The following is a 21,272-nucleotide window of genomic DNA, read 5'->3' on the forward strand; positions in this document are numbered from 1 at the left end:
GCCTGCTGCTGGCGCACTGGTGGGTTTGTTTGCGCTCAGGATCTTTCGGGGCGCTGTGCTGGGCTGGACGCCTTCGATGATCCGACAACGCTTTTGGGCTGGGCCGGCGCTCTCGTTGTTTACGTCGCGTGCTGGTGCGTCGCCGTCTGGCTCTGGACGGAGTAGTACCGGCATCGCCGCCCGCCTCCGGCGCGGGCGTGGCGACAGTCACGGCTCTGCGCGGTTTGCCGACAAGAAAGATCTTGCGCGAATGGAGGGCGGCACCGGGCTGATCGTTGGGCGCAATCCCAACACCGGCCGGCTGCTTACGCTATGACGGACCGGCCCATCTGCTGACCTTCGCGCCAACACGCTCGGGCAAGGGTGTGAGCAGCGTTCTGCCGAACCTGCTGCTGGTGGAGCGCTCCGTGCTGGTGATTGACCCCAAGGGCGAGAACGCACGCATCGCGGGGGCGGTAAGGGAAGCGTTCGGCGATGTGTTCATCCTGATCCGTTCGGGGTTACGGGCATGGCGTCGGCATCCTACAACCCGCTTCGACCGGTTGTCGGCTGACAGCCTCGATCTGGGCGATGATGCGAGCTCTCTGGCGGATGCGCTGGTGATAGATGCGGCGGGTCAGGGCGGGGACTCTCACTGGAACGAAGAGGCCAAAGCTCTGATCGGCGGGCTGGATCATGTTCTGTGTCTCCCATGAGGAGGCGGAGCGCCGGTGTCTCGCCACGGTCCGGGAGTACCTGACCTTGTCAGCAGAAAACTTCACTAAGCTGATGGAGCTGATGCAGGAGAGCACCGCAGCAGGCGGTCTGATCGCACGGGCGGCCAACCGGCACCTCGGCAAGGCAGAGCGCGAAGCGGCGTCAGTGGTCTCGACAACGCAGCGCCACACGCACTTCCTCGACAGCCCGCGGATTATCAGCGTGACGTCCCGGTCCGACTTTCACTTCGCGGAACTGCGCCACCGGATCGCCTCGGTCTTCCTCGTGCTGCCTCCGAACCGCCTCGATGCCTACGCGCGCTGGCTGCGCCTGCTGGTCACCCGTGCTCTGCAGGAGATCGCTCGGGACGCAGAGGCGGTCTCCGGGCCTCAGGGAGATCTTGCGGCCGCCACAGCGGGGCGTACAACCTCACGTACCGCCGTTCCCCTCCTCAAGGCGGGTACAGAGCCCTCAGAGGCACAGACAGCCTCTGAGGGTGCCTCTGAGGGTGCCTCTGACGCACCAGACAGCGTGACGGGGCTCTCTGGGACCGCAGGGCTGCTGCGGATCCCTCAGGCCCCTCCCCTGGCCCCCACAACGCCCACCCTGTTTTTGCTGGACGAGTTTGCGGCGCTGGGGCGTCTGGAGGCCGTGGAGCGGGCCATGGGGCTGATGGCGGGCTACGGGTTGCAGCTCTGGCCGATCCTGCAGGATATGAGTCAGCTGAAGGATCTTTACGGGGCCCGGGCCAATACCTTCATCGCCAACGCCGGGGTGCAGCAGGTCTTCGGTGTCAACGACTTTGAGACCGCGAAATGGCTGAGCCAGACCATGGGTCAGGCCACCACCGGGTATCAGACCCAAAGCACGAAGCTCGGTGAGGACCCGTCCACCTCGCACAATGTCACCGGCCGGGATCTGCTGACCCCTGACGAGATCATGCAGATGCCACCCACTGTGCAGCTCCTCCGCATCCAAGGCCAGCCGCCCGCCGTGGTGCAGAAACTGCGGTACTACGCTGATCCTGAGTTTGCCGGATTGTTCGTGGCGGAAGCCGCATGACCGCATTCACCCGCCTTGTTTTGAAAGACCCCACCCGATGACAAACCAGACCCCCCTGCCCTCTCTGACGACGAGCTGCGCGAAACGCTGGATATGATCGGCACCGTCGTGGCCTCGGTTTCTGACCGCGTAGACGCCCAGACGGATGCGCTGGACCGGCTGAACAAGACCACGACGGAAGCCCGCCAGGCGGCCTTCGCGGCGCAAAGGCAAACCGATCCGGAGTTCTACGGACAGATCGTTGGTGAAGTGGCTCTGAAGCTGATTGAACGTTCCCTCGCGGACCTGAAAGGGACGATCAGTGATCTCGATCGTCAGACCCGGCAGACGATAACTGTCCTGAAGCAGAAGGATGACGACCGGGACCGGGACCGCAAGACCCTCACGGAGCGCGAACGGCGTATTGATGCTTTCAAAGCAAAGCTGCCCTCGATGACATTCACTGTCGGTGTCTTTGCGATGGTCATGACGCTGCCGGTGCCACGCTTCATCCCCCAGTTTCCGTCTGGCTGCGGTGTTCTCGGCGGGACCTTGACGGAGACCAGTGCAAGCTCCTACGCATGCGTGTTCTTTCACCGAAGTTGAGCGAAATGCGGTTGGGGAAGAGACTTATCCACAGGCTGCTAAAACGAAGAGGGTGTTAAATAGGTGTTAGACTCTGTGTTAAGCAAAAAATATCGCGTGTAAGATTTTGATTTTGTTGAGATCTTTTTAGGGCGTGCGTGTGTAAAAGTACGAAAGAACGTGTGTGAAAGTACGAAGAACTGTGTGTGAAAGTACGAAAGGTCGGTCAGCGTGTGTGAAAGTACGAATCGTGGTGACTTTGAGCTTTTTGAACTTTAGTGTGTGTGAAAGTACGAAAGGATCCAGTTTTGCCTGATGAGAGTGCGGTCAACCGCTCCCCTCTTTTGCCAGACAGGCACCCTCAAGGGGATTTTTTCGTTTGCGATATTTTTGATGCCGTTCCTAAAGCTGATATGGCTTCAATGGAGCATCCGATCTTTTCGCTTTCGACCAAAACCGGACACTCGTGTCCGTGAGTATGAACACAATGGCATAAAGATTGCGATCAAGCCTTCAGTAGACGGACTTGCAACCGTACATGACAGGGACATTTTGATTTACTGCATCAGTCAACTTATGACTGCTATCAACGATGGTAAAAAGGTCTCTCCAGCAGTTCGTTTTCGTGCATTCGATATGCTGGTTGCGACCAATCGTAACACAGCTGGATCTGGATATGCTCAATTGAAGGCTGCCTTAGAAAGGCTTGCCGGAACCCGGATCAGTACAAACATTGTGACGGGCGGTCAGGAAGTATTTAGAACTTTTGGATTGATCGAAAGTGCCGAGATCGTGCGTGAAACACGTGATGGGCGGATGCAGGAAGTGGAGGTTAAGCTATCTGATTGGGTATTTAATGCTATCCAGTCAAAGGAGGTCTTGACCCTCCATCGAGACTACTTCCGCCTCCGTAAGCCACTGGAACGGCGCATTTATGAAATTGCGCGCAAACACTGTGGTGCACAGAAACAATGGCGGGTTAGTCTGCTGTTACTTCAGAAAAAATGCGGGTCGAACTCCACGCTTCGAGAGTTTCGACGTTTGGTCATGAATATTGTCCTGGAAGACCGGTCACATGACCATATGCCTGATTATTCCATTGAACTGGACGAGCAGGATGACATGGTCGTTTTTTCGAACAGGCAGAGCGTCAAATTGGTGTTGCCACAGGCGACAGCGCCGCAGCTTGATCCGGATGTCTACGAGACTGCACGTATGCTCGTGTCTGGCCATGACGTCTATTATCTGGAGCGGGAGTGGCGAAAATGGTTACCTGAGACGCCCCGCAATCCCGAAGCAGCATTTCTGGGATTTTGCAGAAAATGGGTGCAGAATAGAAAAAATACCGGATAATTTTAGATACCGGATTTGTTTTTATACATGGCCCACGCATCTTCGATGATGACCCCTTGCTGAACGCCCCGACGCCTTGCTTCGTTGGCAATCTCTTCTGAAATACCAGGCATTACTTTGGCATGAACCTGATCAGTGCGGGGGCTTGGTTTGCGACCGCGCTTCTTTTGGGGCTCCCGTGCAACAAAAACCAAGGGTTTCTCCTGCCTTATCCGTCTTCTCTACAGCTTGTGCGCTTCTGTCTTTTTCGCGCGTCTTCAGGCGGCCAAGGTCGATATTGAAGGGCTTCTCAGTCATTTTCCACCTCACCGGCTAGTCGTTGATATACAGCTTGCGCAAACTGCGCGGCATTCTCGATGGCTCTATCCATATTACCTTGCGCGGGCATACTATGCAGATCGCCGCCAAACTCAAAAAGCGCAGAAAAGGCAGCGCGCTCCATCAGAGGGGGATTAATCAGATCCACGCCCTGCTCGGTTAGTGAGCCCGCAATCCCACTGTGCTGCTTGGACTTAATGGCCTTCGTCATAGTAAAGACGACAGCGTGAGGAATTTTCCGGTCCAGTGCTTCCTCCTCTTCCGCAATAAGCTGTAAAGCTCGTACACCAATCGTTGCGTCCAAGGTGGTGGCTCGCATGGGGGTAATGACCAGATCAGCCTGAGATATTGCGCGCGAGACTAAGCGGGAGGCTACCCCTTCAAGGTCAACAATGACGATCTGGCCGTCTGTGTCATGACGCTTGATTGTTTTCACGATGTCGGACTCGCTGACGTTCGACAGAACGGTGATCCGTTCAGGTACTGGACCTTTGTCAGACCACAAAGTCAGGGACTGGTTTGGGTCGCAGTCCAGCATGACAACATTTGCACCTGCATGGGCAAGTTCGGTTCCCAAAAGGACAGCCGTAGTGGACTTTCCGGCCCCACCTTTTGGCGAAGCGATGACAACTGTGGGCATAACTTCTCCCTTATTTTATCCGATATTTTAAGTAACCGGATATATTGATTAATTGGATATATAAGATTACCGGATAAGTAAAGATACCAGATAATAGGTAGACTCTGGAGGGGGTGGAAGCAAGCCACACAAATGTTGTTTTGTGTGGCAGAACGTGCTAGTTCGATCTCATGCCCAGACTCTCAATCGACATTACGCCCGAGCAGCATCAAAAGCTGAAAGCCATTGCTGCGCTGAAAGGCGAAAGCATCAAAGAATATGTATTGAGCCGGACACTTGGGGACACGCCTTCTCTGGACGACATGAGCGAGGCCCGTGCGGTCATAGCCCCGCCAATTTCCTTAAGCCGCGGATTGAGCAAGCCCGGCGCGGCGAGCTTTCCGTGAAGTCCATAGCGGACATTCGGCGGGACGCACACAAGCAGGCGGGGCTATAACTGCAGCTATGCAGTCATACGACCTTACATTAGCGGCAGAGGAAGATTTGCGCGACATCTGGCATGATACCTATCGCAAGTGGGGCTTTGATCAGGCTGAGATGTACTTCAATCAGATAGAGGCATGTTGCGAAGCCTTAAATAATGGCCCGGGTGCGCTCCAAAGCTAAATGACCAGTTGCCAGACGGCGTCCGTGTTCACCAATGCCAGCATCATTACATCGTCTGGCTGAGCGAGAGCCGTCCGGTCATAATTGCCATTTTGCACGAACGCATGGATTTTCTGCGGCGGCTAAAAGCGAGGCTGTCATAGTCTCAGCATCACAGGTCTGATGGTTTGTGATGCCCTGCAGCGGCGAAAGTTACTACATATAGCAGCTCTGTTTTTACAATGTTCTTGTATTTTGGGAGGTATCACGACACAGTGTCAGAAATATTCCCAGATGTCTGGGCACTGGGAGCGTTTACCATATGACCGAATTTGAAATGCTGGTTCAGCAGACAGGCTGGAGTGTGGCTGAGGCTGCTAAGGTGCTCGGATACTCTGAAGGCCACGTCTACCGGTGGAAACGGGGCGAAGAAGTGCCGCGGGACGGTGTCATCAATCTGCTGCGTATGCATATCGATACGCACAAGGGCGCACAACCTGAAGGAGCCTTCACCTTCATCGATCTCTTCGCCGGAATCGGCGGATTGCGCAAAGCGATGGCCAGTGCGGGCGGGCGTTGTGTTTACACATCGGAATGGGATGCCTTTGCCCAGAAGACCTATCACGCCAACTTCCCGGACAACCGGCCGATCGCGGGTGACATCCGTGAGGTGGACGCCGCTGACATCCCCGAGCACGACGTTCTGGTTGCAGGTTTTCCCTGTCAGCCATTTTCCATCGCGGGCGTCTCCAAGAAGAATGCTTTAGGCCGGCTGCACGGATTTCAGGATGAAACCCAGGGCACGTTGTTCTTCGACGTGCTGCGTGTTCTGATGCACCACCGGCCGGCAGCGTTCCTGCTGGAGAACGTCAAGAACCTCAAAAAGCCATGACAAGGGCCGCACGTTTGATGTGATCAAACGCAAGCTGACTGGAGGAGCTGGGTTATACGCTGCATACCCGGATCATCGATGCAGCGAACTTCGTACCTCAGCACCGCGAACGGATCGTTATGGTAGGTTTCCGCGAAAAGACCGGCTTTTCCTTCGATGATCTTGTTCTGGCTGGCAGGGCGGGGCGCGGTATGCGCGACGTTCTGCATCCTGAAACCGGGACTGAAGTGCCTGAAAGTCACTTCACGGTAGGTCCGATGCAAAGGTGAGCGACAAATATACGCTCAGCGACAAGCTCTGGCAGTACCTGCAGGGATACGCGGCCAAGCACAAAGCGGCCGGCAACGGTTTCGGGTTCGGTCTGGTGACGCCTGACAGCATCTCGCGGACACTGTCTGCACGCTACTACAAGGACGGCTCTGAGATCCTCGTCAGCCGTGGCCCGGGCCAGAACCCGCGCCGTCTGACACCGCGGGAATGCGCACGCCTGATGGGCTATGACGACAGCTTCCGGATCCCGGTCTCGGACACACAGGCTTACAAACAGTTCGGCAATTCGGTTGCAGTGCCGGTTTTTGCCGAGGTGGCCCGCCTGATGCGGCCGCACATTCTGTCGCTGACCGAAGGGCAGGACCTGCGCAAAGTTGGCTGATGTCCATGACCCCGCAACCCGGAGTCGCAATATGGCGGCCATCCGCAGCCGCGATACAAAACCTGAGCTGATCATCCGCAAAGGACTGCACGCACAGGGGTTCAGATTCAGACTGCAGGGCCGTGACCTCCCCGGCAGGCCGGATCTGGTCTTTCCTAAATATCATGCGCTGCTCTGGGTCCACGGCTGCTTCTGGCACGGGCACAGCTGCCCGCTGTTTCACTGGCCTAAGAGCCGTGAGGACTTCTGGCGGGCCAAGATCGGCCGCAATCAGGAACGGGACGCTGCCACATGGACAGCTGCCCGGGCCGCCGGCTGGCGATGTGGCGTTGTCTGGGAATGTGCTCTGGAAGGGCAGGGGGCGTCTGTCACCCGGTCATGTCATTGACTCAATAGCGCACTGGCTGTCCTCTGATGCAGATGAATTCTGCATTGAAGGCCAATGGATTGATAACGCCGCTCACCCGCCTGCTTGACCAGATGGCTGCCCATGGGGCGGTACGTTTCTACGCCAAGCGAATTGCTCCGAATGACAACTCAAAAATCAGGTTTATCTGGGCGGCGGATTTGGCGCCCTGAACATCATTCCGCATGGTCCGGTCGAGGGTGACGACAGTGACCGCGCGGGCAGCGTCCGAGACAGGGCCAAAGCCATGGTTCGTTTCTTCTGGCTCGATGCTGACGGCCCGACGCCCGCACCCGATGCGCAGCTAATCCTGTATCCGAAATATCCCGAGGTGCGGATGTCCGGCTTTTTGCGCGGAGCGAAACGTGCACCAGTCGTGCTGATGAGGTCGCGCGACGAAGGCAGAGTGCTGTTTTTGGGGATCTGTGCCGATGGCCGGGTTCTGGGTCATGTCGTTGCAGCTGACGATCCCGTTGCCCACACCTTTGACGCAGCAGCGTCCGGTCTCGAAACGACCGGCGTCTTTCACGATCTGGAAAAACTGCGCCAAGATGGCACCGACCCGAAGGAAGCACTGCTCGCCGCGCTCCGGCGGATTCACGCCAAAGGCTGGATCGCATCGCAGAAGATGGGCAGGGCAGGGGTGCCGGCCCCCCTACAGCGCCCGCAACGGCGGCGGCTATACGCTGGAAGCTGAGCTGGGCATCGCTCCGAACGGCTATGCGGATCCGGACTTTATGGGCTGGGAGGTCAAGCAATACGGGGTAAACGACTTTACCAGCTACCGTGCAAAAGGCGCTGTGACCCTGATGACGCCGGAACCAACCGGCGGGCTGTACCGGGATGAGGGTGTCGCGGCGTTTCTGAACCGCTATGGCTATGCCGATAAGTCGGGCAAGGCAGACCGTATCAATTTCGGCGGGATCTACACCGCCAGCCGTGATTTCCACGCAGACACCGGCCTCATGCTGCGCCTTGACGGGTTCGACGCGGCAACGGGGAAGATCACAGATTTCGACGGCGGGATTGTCCTGCTGGACCGCGACAACACTGTCGCAGCTTCATGGGGGTTCCGGGGCATTATGGCCCACTGGAACCGCAAGCACGCCAAGGCCGTCTATGTGCCGTCTCTCATGCAGTTCCCACCGCCGGAGTACAGCTATGGAGGTGTAGTCCAGTTGTGCGAAGGAACTGACGTGCTCCCTCCTGCTGGCGGCGGTTTCAGCCGGAAGCGTTTACTACGATCCGGGCATCAAGATGGAAGCTGCGGGATCAGCAAAGCCGCTGATCAAGCGCCGGAGCCAGTTTCGAGTCCGGCACGCTGACTTGAACGCATTATACAGGGGGGCTGAGGAGGTGGCGATAACATAATGACCGCAATACTATGCTCCACATGAATGAGGTCGGCTGAACGCATTGTGGGCAAGTCTGCACCGCGACATCGCAGATTTCCGCCATTTCAGTCTATAGAGTTCAGCTTATGGACTGAAATAGGTTCTTACAAAGATAGTTATTTATCATATAGTACTTTGAAAAATATAGTGTTTTTTTGTATAATTTAGAATACTTCAGAGAAGTCTATCTAGATAGAAAATAACGGGCATCGTATTTTTGGACATAATCGACGCAAAAAGTTCAAACCAAGGATTACCCACATGCCCCTCTGATGACGTTCTCTCCTCGCTGCTCTCAGCACCCCCGATCATCCTCGCGCTTCTCCTTGGAATTAGTGCTGTAGGTGTAGCCGGATTTGCGCTGCACGTAGTCCTTCACGCCATCACGAAGGAACGTCGCAAATGAACATGCGTCAGTGGGTAAAGCTGCCGTCTGCTTGGATGGAAGAAGGCGGGCTTTCAGCCTTCAAGTGGCGTGCCGAGGCCGGGGCATCCGGAAACAGCAGCTCTCATGGTTCTGATGGCAATCGCGCATCGCGCTGATCTGGAAGAGGGCATCGCTCGCGCGACATACAACGACCTGTTTGCCGCAACTGGCGTAAGCCGCACCAAGATTGCCGATGGTCTCGAAATTCTGGCAGCACGTAATTTGGTGATACGCGAAGCTAACGGGCGCAGCACATTCCAACTCACAAACTACGGCAAGGGGCGTCCTTGGGCCGCGCTGCCTGCGAAACCTTTATACGATGGCAATGGAGCTATGCCGATGTTCGAAGACTTCTATCTTCGTAAGGTGGCAGAGCTGGATGCCGTGAAAATCTATCTCAGCGCTCGCGGCGCGGCGTGACACTAAACAGAACGTGACCCGGATCACCTACGATCAAATCAGCGACTATGCGGGTGTCCCGATTAAGCGCATTAAGCGCGCTCTTGGGATTCTGAACATCAACGGTCTTGTTACCGTGGAAAGCTATGAGCGGATGGATCGCTTACCCGGTGCATCTCATGGTTACCGACTGAGCCACTTATTTCCAAAATTCCATGCCGGAACAACCGGGCGCACGACGCGCGGACTGGGTGGAGATTCAAAAAATTACGAGTAGCGGAACGGTTATGAACATTTGAGAACGCAAGTATGTGCGTCGGCAAGGGAGATTTAAGTTGAAAAGAAAAAATGGCAGCTCTGGTTTTAGGGAATGCGGAGTATCCCGCAGGTGGCGAACTCGAAAATCCTGTCAACGACGCTTTGGACATAAGTGAAAAACTAAAGTCCTACGACTTTGAGGTGATACTCGGGACAGACTGCTCAAAAGCGGCCATGGAAAAAAAGCTTAAAGAATTTGGTGATCTTCTCAAAACCCATGATGTCGGAATGTTTTTTTCGCCGGTCATGGTATGCAAATTGATGGTAGCAATTATTTGCTAGCCATCGACACAGACGACTCTTCAGAGATTGATGCAAAATACAGCTCACTCTCCTTGGATAAGGTTGTAGAGGTATTGGCAAAATCCAAGGCATTAACCAAGATTATTGTGTTGGATGCGTGCCGAAACAATCCTTGGAAGAGGGCGTGGCATCGGGATATAGCCATGCGCGGCCTTGCGTCTGTTTATGCCCCGAAAGGCACGATCATAGGATTTGCAACGTCCCCCGGTGAAACCGCTGCTGATGGGGTCGGACGGAATGGCACTTATACTGAGGCTCTGTTGCAGCACATTGACACAAAAGACTGCCCCATCGAGACAATGTTCAAGCGGGTAAGAAACACCGTCGCCGCCGCCAGCCAAGGTAAGCAGACTACATGGGAACACACATCCTTAGCCGGTGAGTTCTATTTCAATCTAGGTATCGACAAAATAGTTAAGGAATATGACGAAACCGCTCTTGCAGATGGCCTGTTTGGCCTCGACAACTCTAAGTTGTCACATAAAATTATAGAAGGTTTGAAGAGCTATAATTGGTATGTTCAAAATCCGGCATTACTGAAGCTTGATGAAAAAAGCGTTAAGCCGATGAGTATTAACAACCTATTCGTCCTTGGTCGAAATATATATCAAGCCGCTTGTGGATCATCTGGAGCCGCTGACGTTTTTATCGAAGACTTCAAATCGCGCACTGCACAGTTTGGCAAATTGAAGCGGAAGGCGTTGTTAGACGGGATGCTATTCGAGATATTTTTTGACTCGACAGGTAACCTCCGCCCCAAGATCAAAAGTAAATATTTTGACGAAGTATTTGACTTACAAAAAATACCCGAACTTAAGGCGAGTTTTGAATTTATTGCGGACACACTATCGGCTGCGGGCGCAAACTTCATCCAACTACCTGGTCGTGGGCACGTACTGGACGTTACCGTTCCAACAAGAAAAAAAAAGAAAGGCTATCTTGTTGAATCAGTATTTATAGGCGGACTGGATTTATTTCAGCGTCCGGAAAGCGATTGGGATGACCTCGATGGTATACCGTTATACTCTAAAACTATCATTGAGAGACTGAACGCAAACCTTTCCCACGAACTTGTCGTCCCTCAGCGCCTGCTGAATGTGACCTACACCCCTGCATCTGTTGATGAAGACGATGTAATCCCTCATCCCGCACGGATGGAGCATCAAAAGATGATTAGGCCCGCAATCAAGCTAACCTACGCTGCTGTGTTCGACTCTTCCAGCCACGCCCAGTTCTTCACTGGATTGCGTTTCGCCAGATAGGTCTGCGCGATCATCAGAGATGGTATTTGCGGGCGATGTCGAGGGCCTCGGCCTGTTCGGTGCCGATGTATTCTTTCGTGCTCTCGATGCTGACGTGGCCCAGCAGGGAGCTGGGCAGCCCGTAGGTTGCCGGTCTGCTGGTGGATATAGGTCGGGAAGGTGCGGCGCAGGGAGTGCAGCCCGTAGAGCGCGGGATCGAGCCGAGCCCGTATCAGCCAGCCTTTGAACAGCCGCCAGAGCTGGCTTTCACTCAGGTGTGAATGCGACCAGCGCACGCCCTGTCCGGTGAACAGCCAGCTGTGCAGCGGCCGCTCGCTGGCGGCTGTAGACGCGCAGGCTGTCGCGCGTCACCGCCGACAGCCGCGCTTGCACGGGGCGGGCATTCCGGGTCTCGGTCTTCTTCTGCCGGATCTCGACAATCTCGCGCACCCCGAGCGGGGTGGCCACATCGGCGACCCGCAGCCGCACCAAGTCGGAGCCCCGGAAGCAGGTATCCAGTGGCCACGTTAAACAGCGCCAGTCACGGACCGCCGCAGCTTGCGTCCGGCTGTCCTGCCGCAGCAAGAGCCGGATCAGGCTGACCTCGTCAGGGGTGAGCGGGGGTTTCTTGCCCACCACCTTGCCGCGGTTCCGTGCCGGTTTCGGAGGGGGTGTCATGGGGCCAATCCTTGCAGGCTACGCACCCATTATAGCGGGAAAGCGTGCATACCGGAAGAGGTGAAGCGCGAAGAACCCATGAAACCCCTGTTTTATATAGCTCAGCCCCATCGGTCGCCATGCGAGCTAATATCAAAAAGCTTGCATGGATGGGTAAGCCGGTGCAGTTCAAAAACGTGTATCTACTGTTCGGCTTTTGAAGCGGGTTTGTGGCAGCTAAAAACAGGGCAGGGGATGCGTGTGCCAAAAACGAGGGTTTTTGGCACACGTCTGAATGACGGCAGTGCCGGATAAAGTTACCTTTCGCGTATCATATTTCTGACCTAAACTGGACACTTATCGCAGCGTCCCACAAAGCCGATTATAAAGGACGAAAGCGACTATCATTATTTTATAAGGACAGATGAATGAGCAAACAGTTTTACGAAGTTACAAAGGGACACCTAGGACAATACGAGGACTGGTGGAACTTTGATGCAGAAAAAAGTGTGGTCACGCACCATTGGGACTACGTCACAGTTAAAGGTTTGGCTCAGAATACGGGAAAAAGGACTTATTCGACAACAGAGTTTCTAGAAGGCGATCATCATAGTGGAGCAAAATCAGCCTTGAGAGAAATTTTGAAGGTTGAATAAATACTATGAGAAACAGGCCTGAAAAATCTGAGAAACTACCGGCGCTCCATACGCTCATCATCGGGGACATCCGCGCAGCATGGTCTAAAATGTATTGGGATGTGGATGCTTTCGGAGACGTCCAACGATCATTTCCGGAAGAACATGAGCCGCTCGCTTACTTAGCACTCAATGCATGTATTTCAGCGTCTTCTTTGGAAAACTGGGCGAGAACACGATGGATGCAACAAGAACGCAAGAAAAAGTTCAGGGTAAAGGAACAGGACTTTACTGATTTGGTAGACGCGAAAATACCTCATCAGGGTCTCTGTGTAGACGTTGCTAATACGACGAAGCACGGTAAGCACAAGGAACGTCGCTGGAAAAAATGGAGAACTCAATTTCAGATATGACGCGGCCAGCGAGCATGACCCGCCTCGGCTTTGTCATCTTAAAGTTACATGAAAGTAAAACCAGCATCCTTTACAATGATCTTCATGATCTGCCGAACCTTTGGTGGGAATTTCTAAAAGAAGTTGATCTTGTTTCCGGTGAAAAACCTACGCTGGAATGGTGGCAACGCAAAATTTCTCGAATGTTCCCCTATGATCTTACGCTAGCATAAACGTACTCGCTATCGTGGTTTGTGCTAACAACCCTTTGTTGAAGGGTTTTTGAGCACTGTTTTCGTCCGGCAAACCATTTAGATTATTCCTGAACTAGAAGCCGACATTAGAGGTGCAAGTAAGTGTCGGAAGTTTGGGCTCAGAACCGCCATTCACCACGTTCCAAAAACCACCGTTTCTGGCTTACCCCCTTAACGCGGGAAGTAACGCCCTTCGTCCCTGTCCTGAACCGCAAGGGTCACGATCTGACTTACCGCAACGCCACAATCGAGACCGGCGTAAAAACGTTACAAGACGGCGACCACCATGTGCCGTACATGTCTGCGGAAGCTCGATTTTACAGACGTTTTCAGTGCGGTCGGTCATCCGCTTGGTCAATGAGGATGCCCGAGAGGCGTGGCCCCCGAGTTCATGAGTACGGATTAGAACGGCGTTGAAAAAGTCGGGTACGTTAAGGCTTACAGCAGGCGGCGTAGAGGTCGGTCGCGTTGGCTTAAGCCTTCCTCTGCAGGCTGCTCGAACAGCGCCAATCCAAGACAAATGTGGATTGGGTCTGATGTAGGCCAAGACTTTTAACAGGTGTCATTCACCTGTTGACTCAGCAGACTTCCCCTGTATATCAGCAGTCATACACTGGTGGAGTTTGTAAATTATGACTGATAGTACAACCCGAATTTCCTTACGCCTCCGGAGCGATGTGGCCGACCTCATCAAGTCGCTATCCTCCGAAGCTGGGATCGATCCCTCCGCCTTCATGCAGCGCGCGCTGGAACGCGCCGTCTACGAACACCTACCGGCTGATCGGCGGCGGGAGATCGACAACACCACGGCCCTCTACGAGATGGCGCAGACCGTAGCCCGCGAGATCCGTGACGCGGGAAAAGCGGACGAGCATTTCACGCTCACTGTCTTTCGCGCGATGATGGCCATCCCAAACATTCGGGCTCTCTACGAGGAGGTGATCGGCGTGGACGCCTATGCTGACAAGGCGCCCGGAAAGATGCCGCTCAACATGTACCTAGGCTGGTACATCAAGAAGGCGGTCGGCGCAGAGCCGCTTCTCGACGACGCGGGCACTCCACGCAGGGAGTATGTTACCGGCGAGCCGATCAAGAGCTACACACTCCTCGCTGTGGAGCCTCCCGTCGCAGCCGTCATCGTCCGTGCATCGTAAGCGGAACCCCCATGGCTGATCACAAGAACGTCCTGATCGCGATCGCGGCCACTACGGACCCCGCCAAGCTCCGCAACTTTAGAGCCAATGCCCGCAGGCTCAGCGCGACCGATGTAGAGGAAGCCGCCTTCCGGCGCTTGGTGGAGATACTTCCGAAAGAAGAGCCCGGCACGCTCGAGCACGACTTCTGGAAGACGATCCACGCATTTGAGGAGATGCACAGCGAGGAGCGAGGAAAGACCATCAGGCTGTCCCGGACGCGCCAGAAGGTCGCCCGTGTCGGCGTAAAGGAGACCCTGATCGGGTTCGCGACCAGCAAGACCCCGACAGACGGCTTCAGGATCTTGATCGACTATGGCTGCCCCGAGCTTACCGGCGAGGCACTGGTCCTAAAAACACAGTAAGGAGTTCAATCCGGAGGTGCAGCTTGCCGCCGGGCGACGACTAGAAGACGCAGGTGTCGATCCCTCGAAGCTGGTCTTGTGATCCCTCCTTCTAGGTCACTCTGCCTTACTCTGAGCCCGAAACCACCGTTTGTGGCACTCAGTGCGAATCCTTGGCGGGAGATTGAAGATTTTGATTGGAATTCCTAAAAACGACTGTTTACTGCGCGATATGTTGGGATTTGCTCGTGCCCCTAGGAGAGCTGACTACCTTAAGCGTATAAAGGCTCTTGTCCTGCCGGTGGTCGAGATGAAACGGTACGAGGCGGTAAGTACATCGCTTACATCAATGCGGTGACATTAGCGACGCAGTCTGAACCTTTAACGAAAGACAGGACGTGGCAGCCCGATATTACTCACCGGACGATCCAGAGAACTACGTTACCTCGTCTAGGCTCAAGCGCTTCGCTCGGACGAAGCAGATCGAGTATATGGTCCACTGGTTTCGAGGCATGTTTGAAGACCCTCAGAACGAGATGCCCTACGCGGACAAGGAAGACCCTGGCGACTCTCCCTATCGCTATCCTTGGGGCGGACCCTACGATGCCGACGAACAGCTCCAAGACGAGTTTAGCGACATAGTGCCCTTTGAGGTTATTCAGGAAGCCGTCCTAGAGGTACAATCAGACGGCACGATAGAATGGGCCCCAGGTCCAAATCATCCTGATCAGATAGCCGCCCGCGACGGGGCAATGGCCGAACACTATAACGAGCCCCCTTCACCGGCCTTAGAAGATATTCAGCGGCGGATAGAAAACGGCGTCGTTCCCGCCTTTGGCGATCCGTTTGAACACGAGGAACGCGTGGCATTGCGCCGCAAACTAGCGAGCTGCGCGCGCTCCTTGCTCAAGACCCGCCGTCGCATGGCGGGATTGGGCACAATCAACCGCCAGAGCAACCGGCACTGACGGTCGAGCTGAAGATCGAAGCAACCGATGCCATCGACCAGATGGATGCAGAGCTAGCTAACGAAAAGCCCGACGTAGAGGTCGTGCTCGAGGCAACAGGACGGCTGCAAAAAGTCCTCTTCTGGATGGGCAAGAAACTCGACAAGTCCGTCGACAGCTTCATGGCGACGATTGGCTCAGCGGGCGGTGTCGCGGTCGTCGGCGGCGTCACTGTTCAGCTCGCAGGGGTTCTTGTCGGTGAGAAGATTGGCCAAGTGGTAGAGACAGCACTGCAATGGCTAAACACTGTCACCCTGCCCTTCTGAGTGACGTGTCTGCGATTAAGTCCGACTGAGCTGGTGCCTGTTCTTCGGAGCAGCCTTCGCCGCTGCAAACTAGGAGACGAACAGGATCCTGCGTCAAGAGGCTGGTGCGGCCTGCAAGCCGCAAGGCTGAAAACAAGGCCCCTGAAGCTAGTTACCTCAGCTCGGGCAGGTTTTCGGCCGGTTGCGCCCACAGTCTCTGTCACTGGAAAAAATGACAGTTTATGGCAAGGTGTCATTGCCTAAAGTAGCCGTTCGTACCATTTGCAGATAATCTCAGTAACTAGCACAACCTGTTCATTGGATGTTAGGCAGTGAAGGTTACGTCGTACGAGTGCAGCCCTTTCGCTTGCGACACGAAACTTGCGCAGAGCCTTAATACATAAAAACTACCAACCTCCGGATGTGGTCATTTGCGCTCGAAGCGGCCTTTCGACGTACGGTGGGGCACAGTCCACTTCCGGCCGTACAAGCGTATATCAAAAAGCTTGCATAGTTCAGCTGCACAGGGACAAAAAGAAGGAGGGCAGTCATGTTCAGGCCCATGCCTGACTCCTTAAAAATACCCTTAAGGTGTGTTAAGATACCATCAGGGAGGGCGGTGACCACTCCATGCGGCGTGATGAGCTTAGCGGTTTGATGACTTACTTTTCCAAACGACTGGTTTATGAGTATGCCTCAAAGCAAAGGTTAATTGGGTCGATTAGGGCGTATGATGGACTTTCAACCACATGAGCCCTGTCCCTGCGGCAGCGGTGATCTTCACAACGACTGTCATGGTCCCATCCTCTCCGCACCGCCGCACAAGCAGCTTCAGGTTGCTCAAGCGCGTTACGCTAGTGGGTGGAACCAAAATGCGGAACGATATAAGGCCCAAGGCCTCTATCATCAGCTAGCGCTCAATCTTGTCTCGGTTGGAAATATCAAAAAAGTTTTTGATATAGGTTGCGGTCTCGGGCATGGGATTGAAGCTATAAAATCCGAACTACCACCTTTACAAAGCTCGATCGTTGGCGTTGATGAGAACCCCGATTGTATTTCGGGAGCAGTAAAGCTACTCGGCTTAGAGTTAATCCCAATGGCACATCAGCGCCTCAAATCTAAACGGCAATTGAGCGGCCAATTTAGTATAGAAGTCCGAAAAGGACGTATACCCGCTCCAAGCGAAATCTCTGTTATTAACGCAGACATGTTACTTCGTGATCCGCAGTTCGAAATCTGGCTTGAAGAGCAAAGTCCGTTTGATGCAGTAACGATGTGGTTCATGGGTGTACACAAGGCCCGAAGCATGACCAAAATCTACAATGAGATTGGTATTCACTCTGATCGTGAAAACCGCGAAGCACTCGAAAGAAGACAGCTCGAACTCGCATCACGGCTGCTTCATACTGGTGGGGTGTTGCAACTGGTTAACCGAGTGGTTTCGAACGATATTGACAGTTATCGCGATACTCTGGTGCAGGAAGCGAAGACCAAGCTTACAGGAAGCGGCCTCAAGTTCTCCAGTCTCTCTACGTTTCAGTATGAAGAGCCTAATAACACAGGATCTATAAGAGTTTCGACGCCCGGCCTTGATGTAATGGGTATACCAACATTCGCAACTTCCATCCTAGCACTAAAAGCATAGGTAACTTCAGCGTCAAGTACTTATCAAGGATCCCCGCCCTACGATCGTTCACAAAACCTAGACACCTTGGCCTCATCAAACCATGCTACCGACCAACATACTCATACGGCGTACGTTTCATCCGGTTTCGAAAGCCACAACGGCATTGGCCAGCTCGAAAAACCTTTTCGAAGACGCACATAAGCTGCTCGCATAGCCAAACATACCTTGGCACCTTAACTATCACCAAAGCTGGTCTCAGATCTCCTTCAGGTTTGATACAGGAATGAACCATACGACAGCAAGGAGTCTTGCTCAGTACATCCAGATCGGGACCCGACATACAAGTGCCAGTAAAAATTAAATATGCCAGCTTATACAGCGGTTGTGGCGGTTTAGATTTAGGCTTCGAACGAGCCGGATTTCAACAGCATTGCTCATTTGATCACGACGTAAATGCATTGGAAACACTTCAGAGAAACACAGGCGCAACTGTGAGGTTAGCTGACCTAAGCAAGCCAGACGCCGACGTAATTCAAAAAGGTATCTGAATCTGACATATTAATAGCTGGTCCACCTTGTCAGGGTTTTTTCTACCGCCGGAAAAAATGATCCAACAGATGAAAGAAACAAGCATCTGCTAAACGTCGCAGAAATCGCATGTCTTGCCAAACCAAAAGTTGGTATTGATTGAAAACGTTAAGGGCCTACTTAGCCCCACTAATAAATATCATTATGAAGAAACCGTCTCGAAGCTGGAAAGTTCAGATTACAAGGTAACGTCCAAGTCCTATCTCGTCTCTGATTTTGGAATAGCTCAATCTCGGACCAGAGTCCTGATAACCGCCGTTTTAGACGAGAAGCCACTGAACCTAAACCTAAAAGCATAAAAAGTCCCAAGAGGCTAAGTGACATTCTTAGAGGGTCTGAAGATATTATAAATGGTCAAATTTATCCCCTTTCAGAAGAGGGTAATGACTATAAGATTTCGCGGCGAATTTCTCAAGGTCAAAAAATTATCAAACGTTAGGTGTGGTATATCTTCAATTCACACATGGAATATACCAGAAGTATTCGGGCAAGTTAATGATACGGAGATATCAATACTAGAGATCATTTCCAGACTACGGCGGCAAAACCGCCGGCGGAGCAACGGCGATGCCGATCCAGTAGAGCCTTATTATATTGATAAGTCATATGGATCAGATACTAGCGAGATCTTAAATAGTCTTATTAAAAAGGATATGCTAAGCGTGTCGAAGATTATATCGATATAACGCACACTTTTAATGGAAAATATAGACGCCCACATTGGAATGATGTATCGCCAACAGTTGACACGAGATTTGGGCAACCACGGTATTTCTTACATCCTGATCAACACCGAGGTTTTACTGTGCGTGAAGCAGCACGCATACAAAGTTTTCCTGATAGTTATAAATTCTTTCGGCTCAGATCAAGTAAACTTCAGAATGATCGGAAATGCCGTACCACCAAGTTTTTCCATACAAATTGCTGAATATATACGTGATGAATGGTTTAAAAAGATGACACCTATTGAACTACAACGGAAACTACAGATTTGGTGCCAAGAAGACTACGACGGATCCATTGGCATAAGTGATATTAAGAAGGACATAGAGTTTTTTGTCACGAGAGCTCTATAATGAATATGACGTCACAAAACATGGTGGTCATGGAGATTTTATCTTCCGGTTGGCGCGATGGATTGGATCTGCAGAAACTGATGACGACCAGAAATCTTTATTTGTACTATTGCGTCACCTAATTTTCTTTGGCGACAATGAACTTGATGCAGCTTACCGAACAGCATTCAGCCGTCACGTAGTATCTTGGTTGATGAACGATCAAAAATTAAATGTATTCTCTACAACGGCAGATGCAGATTTAAAAATCAATATTAAATAGGACTTTGCTCACTGAGATTACTGACAGTTTTGGGCTACGTAGCTTTTTGGGAAAAAATAATCTACACGGAAGGCCACGATATACATGGTATGCTCATCGTAAATCATGGCAGCGACAGCAATTTATAGATACCGAAATTGTCCGGAATCTTGGTGAAAAACATAAGCCACATAGTTTTATTTGAAGATTTCGTTGGCAGCGGTTCGCAAGTTGAGCCCTTTCTAAAGCTTGCGTGTAATGTCGATCGGAATATAAAAGTTTTGTTCTGTCCTATGTATATCCTGCTCGCGGGTGCCCAGTTAGCACTAAGGTTACAGAGACAATATAGAAACTTTAGTTTTAGTCCTGTCCTTGAAATACCTCAAAAAATGTTTCATAACTAAAAATGCAATAGATGGCGAACACCCGGATTTTCCAACAATTAGGAAAACTGCAAACGTCGTCCATCCAAAGGTAGTTATCCCCGGATCTCCTCAAGATTTTGGGCCATTTGGTTTTGACGGGCGTCAATCAGCAAGGAGCTACTGGTGGCTTCATTGTTACATCGACAAATTGCCCGGATAATACTATACCTCTTATCCATCGCAGGCGAGCGGGATACTGGGAACCACTTTTTTTGAGAACATCAAGGGAAGCTTTTAGAGGTGACGCCATGACTAATCCCTTTCAACAATCTATATCATACCGAATCAAATACCAGCTGATAGGTTTGTAGAGATCTTTAGTCCCGTTTTACTTCCGTGAAAGTAAAAACGCATGAGCTGTTCCAACCTCGGTAGTGTAGTATTAACTGGCCTGCAAGGTTCCGAAAATCAGCCTTACTGAATTTATTAAAACCAGAAGTTTTGATTGCTTATAAAAATAGTTCTGAACCTTGGCCATTACCAGTTCATTGCTCGAAGTTTTTATCTGCAAGTATCAAGTTCTTCGGTCAAGTGGTGCTTTTAGAACAACCATTCGGCCATATAGTGGAACTGTAATATCTGGAAGAAGTAGATAGCAACAAGAATATATTAGGTTTATTCTTTGGAGACTATCTAAATTACTGGATAGTCGACGATCTTTTGATAAAATATTGAGCTTCTCTGGTCCGATCGCGGCGCTAAGTTAGCCGATTTTATCGGCGCCGAAAATTTCGGAAAACGAAGCTTAATAATTTCGCCTCGAAAGAGAAACAAAAAAGGATTCAAAAGTGCTGGTTCGGTGTTCTTTGATAATGTCGATACATTTCATGCACTGAGGGAAGGTAAATCTCTAATAGAATTCTTCAGTACGAAAGTTTTCTTAAATTATAATCTCTCCTGACTTTCCGTAAAAGCCTTAATTTTACAAAGATCGAAGCCCGGTGATCCAATTGGAAGCATTGCAGATGCTTTAAAGTCCAGTGGAACTCATACCGATCGATTCTCTACTAATTTTTATCACCATAGATCAATTTGAAGATTTGATGGATTTGGAGCGGGATAATGGCGAATTAGAACTCCGATTTTTCGCAGCGTGATAATGAGAAGTTCTGCTGGGAAATCGCGATAAAAGAGTATCATATAGAGTTTGAGCAGGACCGTATTCAATGCTGAAGGGCCTTCAGGGATTTGGTGAAACAACTCCTTTTACTGAAGAGGGAGGGAATATGAGCTTGTTGATATCATCAAGATTTTGCGAGGCGGCGAGAATCGAAGAACGTTGTTTCAAGACTTATGTGAGGAGACGTATTTGATAGACGGCTGAGATCTGCCGAGTTC

At 52.1% G+C, this 21,272-nt stretch carries 31 protein-coding genes and 2 pseudogenes; 30 read left to right on the plus strand and 3 right to left on the minus strand.

From position 1 onward, the window contains the following. The 5 genes from GLR48_RS25475 to GLR48_RS25495 form a co-directional block, all read left to right on the plus strand. Positions 1–316 (plus strand): hypothetical protein (locus GLR48_RS25475; RefSeq protein ID WP_237067077.1); only part of this gene is annotated, 316 nt, incomplete at its 5' end. Positions 317–365: 49 nt separating this feature from the next. Next, entirely contained in the window at positions 366–695 is a 330-nt protein-coding gene (locus GLR48_RS25480) for a type IV secretory system conjugative DNA transfer family protein (RefSeq protein WP_237067079.1), read from the plus strand. After that, entirely contained in the window at positions 676–1,758 is a 1,083-nt protein-coding gene (locus GLR48_RS25485) for a type IV secretory system conjugative DNA transfer family protein (RefSeq protein WP_237067081.1), read from the plus strand. Before GLR48_RS25480 ends, GLR48_RS25485 begins: the two co-directional genes overlap by 20 nt. A gap of 93 nt (positions 1,759–1,851) precedes the next feature. Beyond that, on the plus strand, positions 1,852–2,343 hold the full coding sequence (locus GLR48_RS25490) for a hypothetical protein (protein ID WP_237067083.1): 492 nt from the start codon (positions 1,852–1,854) through the stop codon (positions 2,341–2,343). Positions 2,344–2,637: 294 nt separating this feature from the next. Next, positions 2,638–3,675 (plus strand): replication initiator protein A, encoded by a 1,038-nt coding sequence (locus GLR48_RS25495; protein WP_336886679.1) that lies wholly within the window; start codon positions 2,638–2,640, stop codon positions 3,673–3,675. A 2-nt stretch (positions 3,676–3,677) separates the two neighbouring features. Here the strand turns inward: GLR48_RS25495 and GLR48_RS25500 are convergent, their stop codons facing one another. Next, positions 3,678–3,869 carry a hypothetical protein gene (locus GLR48_RS25500; protein WP_237067084.1) on the minus strand — a complete coding sequence of 64 codons (192 nt, stop codon included), beginning with the start codon at positions 3,867–3,869 and terminating at the stop codon, positions 3,678–3,680. Positions 3,870–3,964: 95 nt separating this feature from the next. Beyond that, positions 3,965–4,633: a ParA family protein gene (locus tag GLR48_RS25505; RefSeq protein WP_072858780.1), complete on the minus strand. Its 669-nt coding sequence runs from the start codon at positions 4,631–4,633 to the stop codon at positions 3,965–3,967. Positions 4,634–4,803: 170 nt separating this feature from the next. On the opposite strand from GLR48_RS25505, the gene GLR48_RS25510 reads away from it, so the two are divergent. The 14 genes and pseudogenes from GLR48_RS25510 to GLR48_RS25555 all read left to right on the plus strand — a co-directional run bounded on the left by GLR48_RS25510 (position 4,804) and on the right by GLR48_RS25555 (position 11,271). After that, a complete protein-coding gene (locus tag GLR48_RS25510; RefSeq protein ID WP_237067086.1) occupies positions 4,804–5,019 on the plus strand; it encodes a hypothetical protein in 216 nt (71 codons plus the stop codon). Positions 5,020–5,077: 58 nt separating this feature from the next. After that, a complete protein-coding gene (locus tag GLR48_RS26220) occupies positions 5,078–5,239 on the plus strand; it encodes a type II toxin-antitoxin system RelE/ParE family toxin (RefSeq protein ID WP_442915882.1) in 162 nt (53 codons plus the stop codon). A 301-nt stretch (positions 5,240–5,540) separates the two neighbouring features. Next, positions 5,541–6,110, plus strand: coding sequence for a DNA (cytosine-5-)-methyltransferase (gene dcm / locus GLR48_RS25515; protein ID WP_272911745.1), 570 nt, complete (start codon positions 5,541–5,543; stop codon positions 6,108–6,110). A gap of 74 nt (positions 6,111–6,184) precedes the next feature. After that, positions 6,185–6,379 (plus strand): hypothetical protein, encoded by a 195-nt coding sequence (locus GLR48_RS25905; protein WP_336886680.1) that lies wholly within the window; start codon positions 6,185–6,187, stop codon positions 6,377–6,379. Beyond that, positions 6,376–6,762, plus strand: a complete 387-nt coding sequence (locus GLR48_RS25520; RefSeq protein ID WP_237067088.1) for a DNA cytosine methyltransferase — start codon at positions 6,376–6,378, stop codon at positions 6,760–6,762. Before GLR48_RS25905 ends, GLR48_RS25520 begins: the two co-directional genes overlap by 4 nt. A gap of 31 nt (positions 6,763–6,793) precedes the next feature. After that, complete coding sequence (locus GLR48_RS25525; RefSeq protein WP_237067090.1) at positions 6,794–7,150, plus strand: very short patch repair endonuclease; 357 nt, start codon at positions 6,794–6,796, stop codon at positions 7,148–7,150. Positions 7,151–7,176: 26 nt separating this feature from the next. Beyond that, positions 7,177–7,341 (plus strand): hypothetical protein, encoded by a 165-nt coding sequence (locus GLR48_RS25530; RefSeq protein WP_237067091.1) that lies wholly within the window; start codon positions 7,177–7,179, stop codon positions 7,339–7,341. 74 nt (positions 7,342–7,415) lie between these two features. Further along, a complete protein-coding gene (locus tag GLR48_RS25535; protein WP_237067093.1) occupies positions 7,416–7,865 on the plus strand; it encodes a hypothetical protein in 450 nt (149 codons plus the stop codon). A 40-nt stretch (positions 7,866–7,905) separates the two neighbouring features. Next, positions 7,906–8,244 (plus strand): annotated as a pseudogene (locus GLR48_RS26225) (MvaI/BcnI family restriction endonuclease); the annotation flags it as partial. A 133-nt stretch (positions 8,245–8,377) separates the two neighbouring features. After that, a complete protein-coding gene (locus GLR48_RS26230; protein ID WP_442915884.1) occupies positions 8,378–8,539 on the plus strand; it encodes a hypothetical protein in 162 nt (53 codons plus the stop codon). A 534-nt stretch (positions 8,540–9,073) separates the two neighbouring features. After that, complete coding sequence (locus tag GLR48_RS25545) at positions 9,074–9,409, plus strand: hypothetical protein (protein WP_237067097.1); 336 nt, start codon at positions 9,074–9,076, stop codon at positions 9,407–9,409. Between the two features lie 13 nt (positions 9,410–9,422). After that, on the plus strand, positions 9,423–9,665 hold the full coding sequence (locus tag GLR48_RS25550) for a hypothetical protein (RefSeq protein WP_237067099.1): 243 nt from the start codon (positions 9,423–9,425) through the stop codon (positions 9,663–9,665). A 71-nt stretch (positions 9,666–9,736) separates the two neighbouring features. After that, positions 9,737–9,988: a caspase family protein gene (locus GLR48_RS25910; RefSeq protein ID WP_272911746.1), complete on the plus strand. Its 252-nt coding sequence runs from the start codon at positions 9,737–9,739 to the stop codon at positions 9,986–9,988. Beyond that, the gene (locus GLR48_RS25555) at positions 9,958–11,271 is read left to right on the plus strand and encodes a caspase family protein (protein WP_272911747.1); all 1,314 of its coding nucleotides are present in this window, start codon (positions 9,958–9,960) and stop codon (positions 11,269–11,271) included. The genes GLR48_RS25910 and GLR48_RS25555 overlap by 31 nt, the downstream gene beginning before the upstream one ends. 246 nt (positions 11,272–11,517) lie before the next feature. Here GLR48_RS25555 and GLR48_RS25560 read toward each other — a convergent pair whose 3' ends face one another. After that, on the minus strand, positions 11,518–11,928 hold the full coding sequence (locus tag GLR48_RS25560) for a hypothetical protein (protein WP_237067101.1): 411 nt from the start codon (positions 11,926–11,928) through the stop codon (positions 11,518–11,520). A 407-nt stretch (positions 11,929–12,335) separates the two neighbouring features. Here GLR48_RS25560 and GLR48_RS25565 point away from each other — a divergent pair, with 407 nt between their 5' ends. The 11 genes and pseudogenes from GLR48_RS25565 to GLR48_RS26245 all read left to right on the plus strand — a co-directional run bounded on the left by GLR48_RS25565 (position 12,336) and on the right by GLR48_RS26245 (position 19,913). Continuing rightward, on the plus strand, positions 12,336–12,563 hold the full coding sequence (locus GLR48_RS25565) for a hypothetical protein (protein WP_237064625.1): 228 nt from the start codon (positions 12,336–12,338) through the stop codon (positions 12,561–12,563). A gap of 406 nt (positions 12,564–12,969) precedes the next feature. Beyond that, a complete protein-coding gene (locus tag GLR48_RS25570; protein ID WP_237067103.1) occupies positions 12,970–13,167 on the plus strand; it encodes a hypothetical protein in 198 nt (65 codons plus the stop codon). A gap of 698 nt (positions 13,168–13,865) precedes the next feature. Next, complete coding sequence (locus GLR48_RS25575; RefSeq protein WP_237064623.1) at positions 13,866–14,342, plus strand: hypothetical protein; 477 nt, start codon at positions 13,866–13,868, stop codon at positions 14,340–14,342. An 11-nt stretch (positions 14,343–14,353) separates the two neighbouring features. Continuing rightward, complete coding sequence (locus GLR48_RS25580; protein WP_237067105.1) at positions 14,354–14,746, plus strand: hypothetical protein; 393 nt, start codon at positions 14,354–14,356, stop codon at positions 14,744–14,746. A 377-nt stretch (positions 14,747–15,123) separates the two neighbouring features. Further along, positions 15,124–15,693, plus strand: coding sequence for a hypothetical protein (locus tag GLR48_RS25585; RefSeq protein WP_237067107.1), 570 nt, complete (start codon positions 15,124–15,126; stop codon positions 15,691–15,693). A gap of 41 nt (positions 15,694–15,734) precedes the next feature. Beyond that, the gene (locus GLR48_RS25590) at positions 15,735–15,998 is read left to right on the plus strand and encodes a hypothetical protein (protein WP_237067109.1); all 264 of its coding nucleotides are present in this window, start codon (positions 15,735–15,737) and stop codon (positions 15,996–15,998) included. Positions 15,999–16,710: 712 nt separating this feature from the next. Then, the gene (locus tag GLR48_RS25595; protein ID WP_237064658.1) at positions 16,711–17,622 is read left to right on the plus strand and encodes a hypothetical protein; all 912 of its coding nucleotides are present in this window, start codon (positions 16,711–16,713) and stop codon (positions 17,620–17,622) included. 326 nt (positions 17,623–17,948) lie between these two features. Next, positions 17,949–18,491: pseudogene (locus tag GLR48_RS26235) on the plus strand (DNA cytosine methyltransferase). Between the two features lie 383 nt (positions 18,492–18,874). Next, the gene (locus GLR48_RS26240) at positions 18,875–19,120 is read left to right on the plus strand and encodes a DNA cytosine methyltransferase (protein ID WP_442915885.1); all 246 of its coding nucleotides are present in this window, start codon (positions 18,875–18,877) and stop codon (positions 19,118–19,120) included. A 128-nt stretch (positions 19,121–19,248) separates the two neighbouring features. Continuing rightward, positions 19,249–19,530 carry a hypothetical protein gene (locus GLR48_RS25600; protein WP_237067111.1) on the plus strand — a complete coding sequence of 94 codons (282 nt, stop codon included), beginning with the start codon at positions 19,249–19,251 and terminating at the stop codon, positions 19,528–19,530. Between the two features lie 152 nt (positions 19,531–19,682). Next, on the plus strand, positions 19,683–19,913 hold the full coding sequence (locus tag GLR48_RS26245) for a phosphoribosyltransferase-like protein (protein ID WP_442915883.1): 231 nt from the start codon (positions 19,683–19,685) through the stop codon (positions 19,911–19,913). The last annotated feature ends 1,359 nt before the right edge of the window (positions 19,914–21,272 follow it).

The organism is Loktanella sp. M215, from assembly GCF_021735925.1.
Taxonomy (GTDB): Bacteria; Pseudomonadota; Alphaproteobacteria; order Rhodobacterales; family Rhodobacteraceae; genus Loktanella.

Excerpts from the sequence above, each read along its gene's own strand:
- GLR48_RS25570 (WP_237067103.1), top strand. The coding sequence starts at position 12,970 with ATGACCCGCCTCGGCTTTGTCATCTTAAAGTTACATGAAAGTAAAACC.
- dcm (WP_272911745.1), top strand. The coding sequence starts at position 5,541 with ATGACCGAATTTGAAATGCTGGTTCAGCAGACAGGCTGGAGTGTGGCT.
- GLR48_RS25525 (WP_237067090.1), top strand. The coding sequence starts at position 6,794 with ATGGCGGCCATCCGCAGCCGCGATACAAAACCTGAGCTGATCATCCGC.
- GLR48_RS25595 (WP_237064658.1), top strand. The coding sequence starts at position 16,711 with ATGGACTTTCAACCACATGAGCCCTGTCCCTGCGGCAGCGGTGATCTT.
- GLR48_RS25565 (WP_237064625.1), top strand. The coding sequence starts at position 12,336 with ATGAGCAAACAGTTTTACGAAGTTACAAAGGGACACCTAGGACAATAC.
- GLR48_RS25910 (WP_272911746.1), top strand. The coding sequence starts at position 9,737 with ATGGCAGCTCTGGTTTTAGGGAATGCGGAGTATCCCGCAGGTGGCGAA.
- GLR48_RS25485 (WP_237067081.1), top strand. The coding sequence starts at position 676 with ATGTTCTGTGTCTCCCATGAGGAGGCGGAGCGCCGGTGTCTCGCCACG.
- GLR48_RS25555 (WP_272911747.1), top strand. The coding sequence starts at position 9,958 with ATGCAAATTGATGGTAGCAATTATTTGCTAGCCATCGACACAGACGAC.
- GLR48_RS25510 (WP_237067086.1), top strand. The coding sequence starts at position 4,804 with ATGCCCAGACTCTCAATCGACATTACGCCCGAGCAGCATCAAAAGCTG.
- GLR48_RS25505 (WP_072858780.1), bottom strand. The coding sequence starts at position 4,633 with ATGCCCACAGTTGTCATCGCTTCGCCAAAAGGTGGGGCCGGAAAGTCC.
- GLR48_RS25530 (WP_237067091.1), top strand. The coding sequence starts at position 7,177 with ATGCAGATGAATTCTGCATTGAAGGCCAATGGATTGATAACGCCGCTC.
- GLR48_RS25590 (WP_237067109.1), top strand. The coding sequence starts at position 15,735 with ATGGATGCAGAGCTAGCTAACGAAAAGCCCGACGTAGAGGTCGTGCTC.
- GLR48_RS26220 (WP_442915882.1), top strand. The coding sequence starts at position 5,078 with ATGCAGTCATACGACCTTACATTAGCGGCAGAGGAAGATTTGCGCGAC.
- GLR48_RS25535 (WP_237067093.1), top strand. The coding sequence starts at position 7,416 with ATGGTTCGTTTCTTCTGGCTCGATGCTGACGGCCCGACGCCCGCACCC.
- GLR48_RS25490 (WP_237067083.1), top strand. The coding sequence starts at position 1,852 with ATGATCGGCACCGTCGTGGCCTCGGTTTCTGACCGCGTAGACGCCCAG.
- GLR48_RS25495 (WP_336886679.1), top strand. The coding sequence starts at position 2,638 with ATGAGAGTGCGGTCAACCGCTCCCCTCTTTTGCCAGACAGGCACCCTC.
- GLR48_RS25580 (WP_237067105.1), top strand. The coding sequence starts at position 14,354 with ATGGCTGATCACAAGAACGTCCTGATCGCGATCGCGGCCACTACGGAC.
- GLR48_RS25545 (WP_237067097.1), top strand. The coding sequence starts at position 9,074 with ATGGTTCTGATGGCAATCGCGCATCGCGCTGATCTGGAAGAGGGCATC.
- GLR48_RS25560 (WP_237067101.1), bottom strand. The coding sequence starts at position 11,928 with ATGACACCCCCTCCGAAACCGGCACGGAACCGCGGCAAGGTGGTGGGC.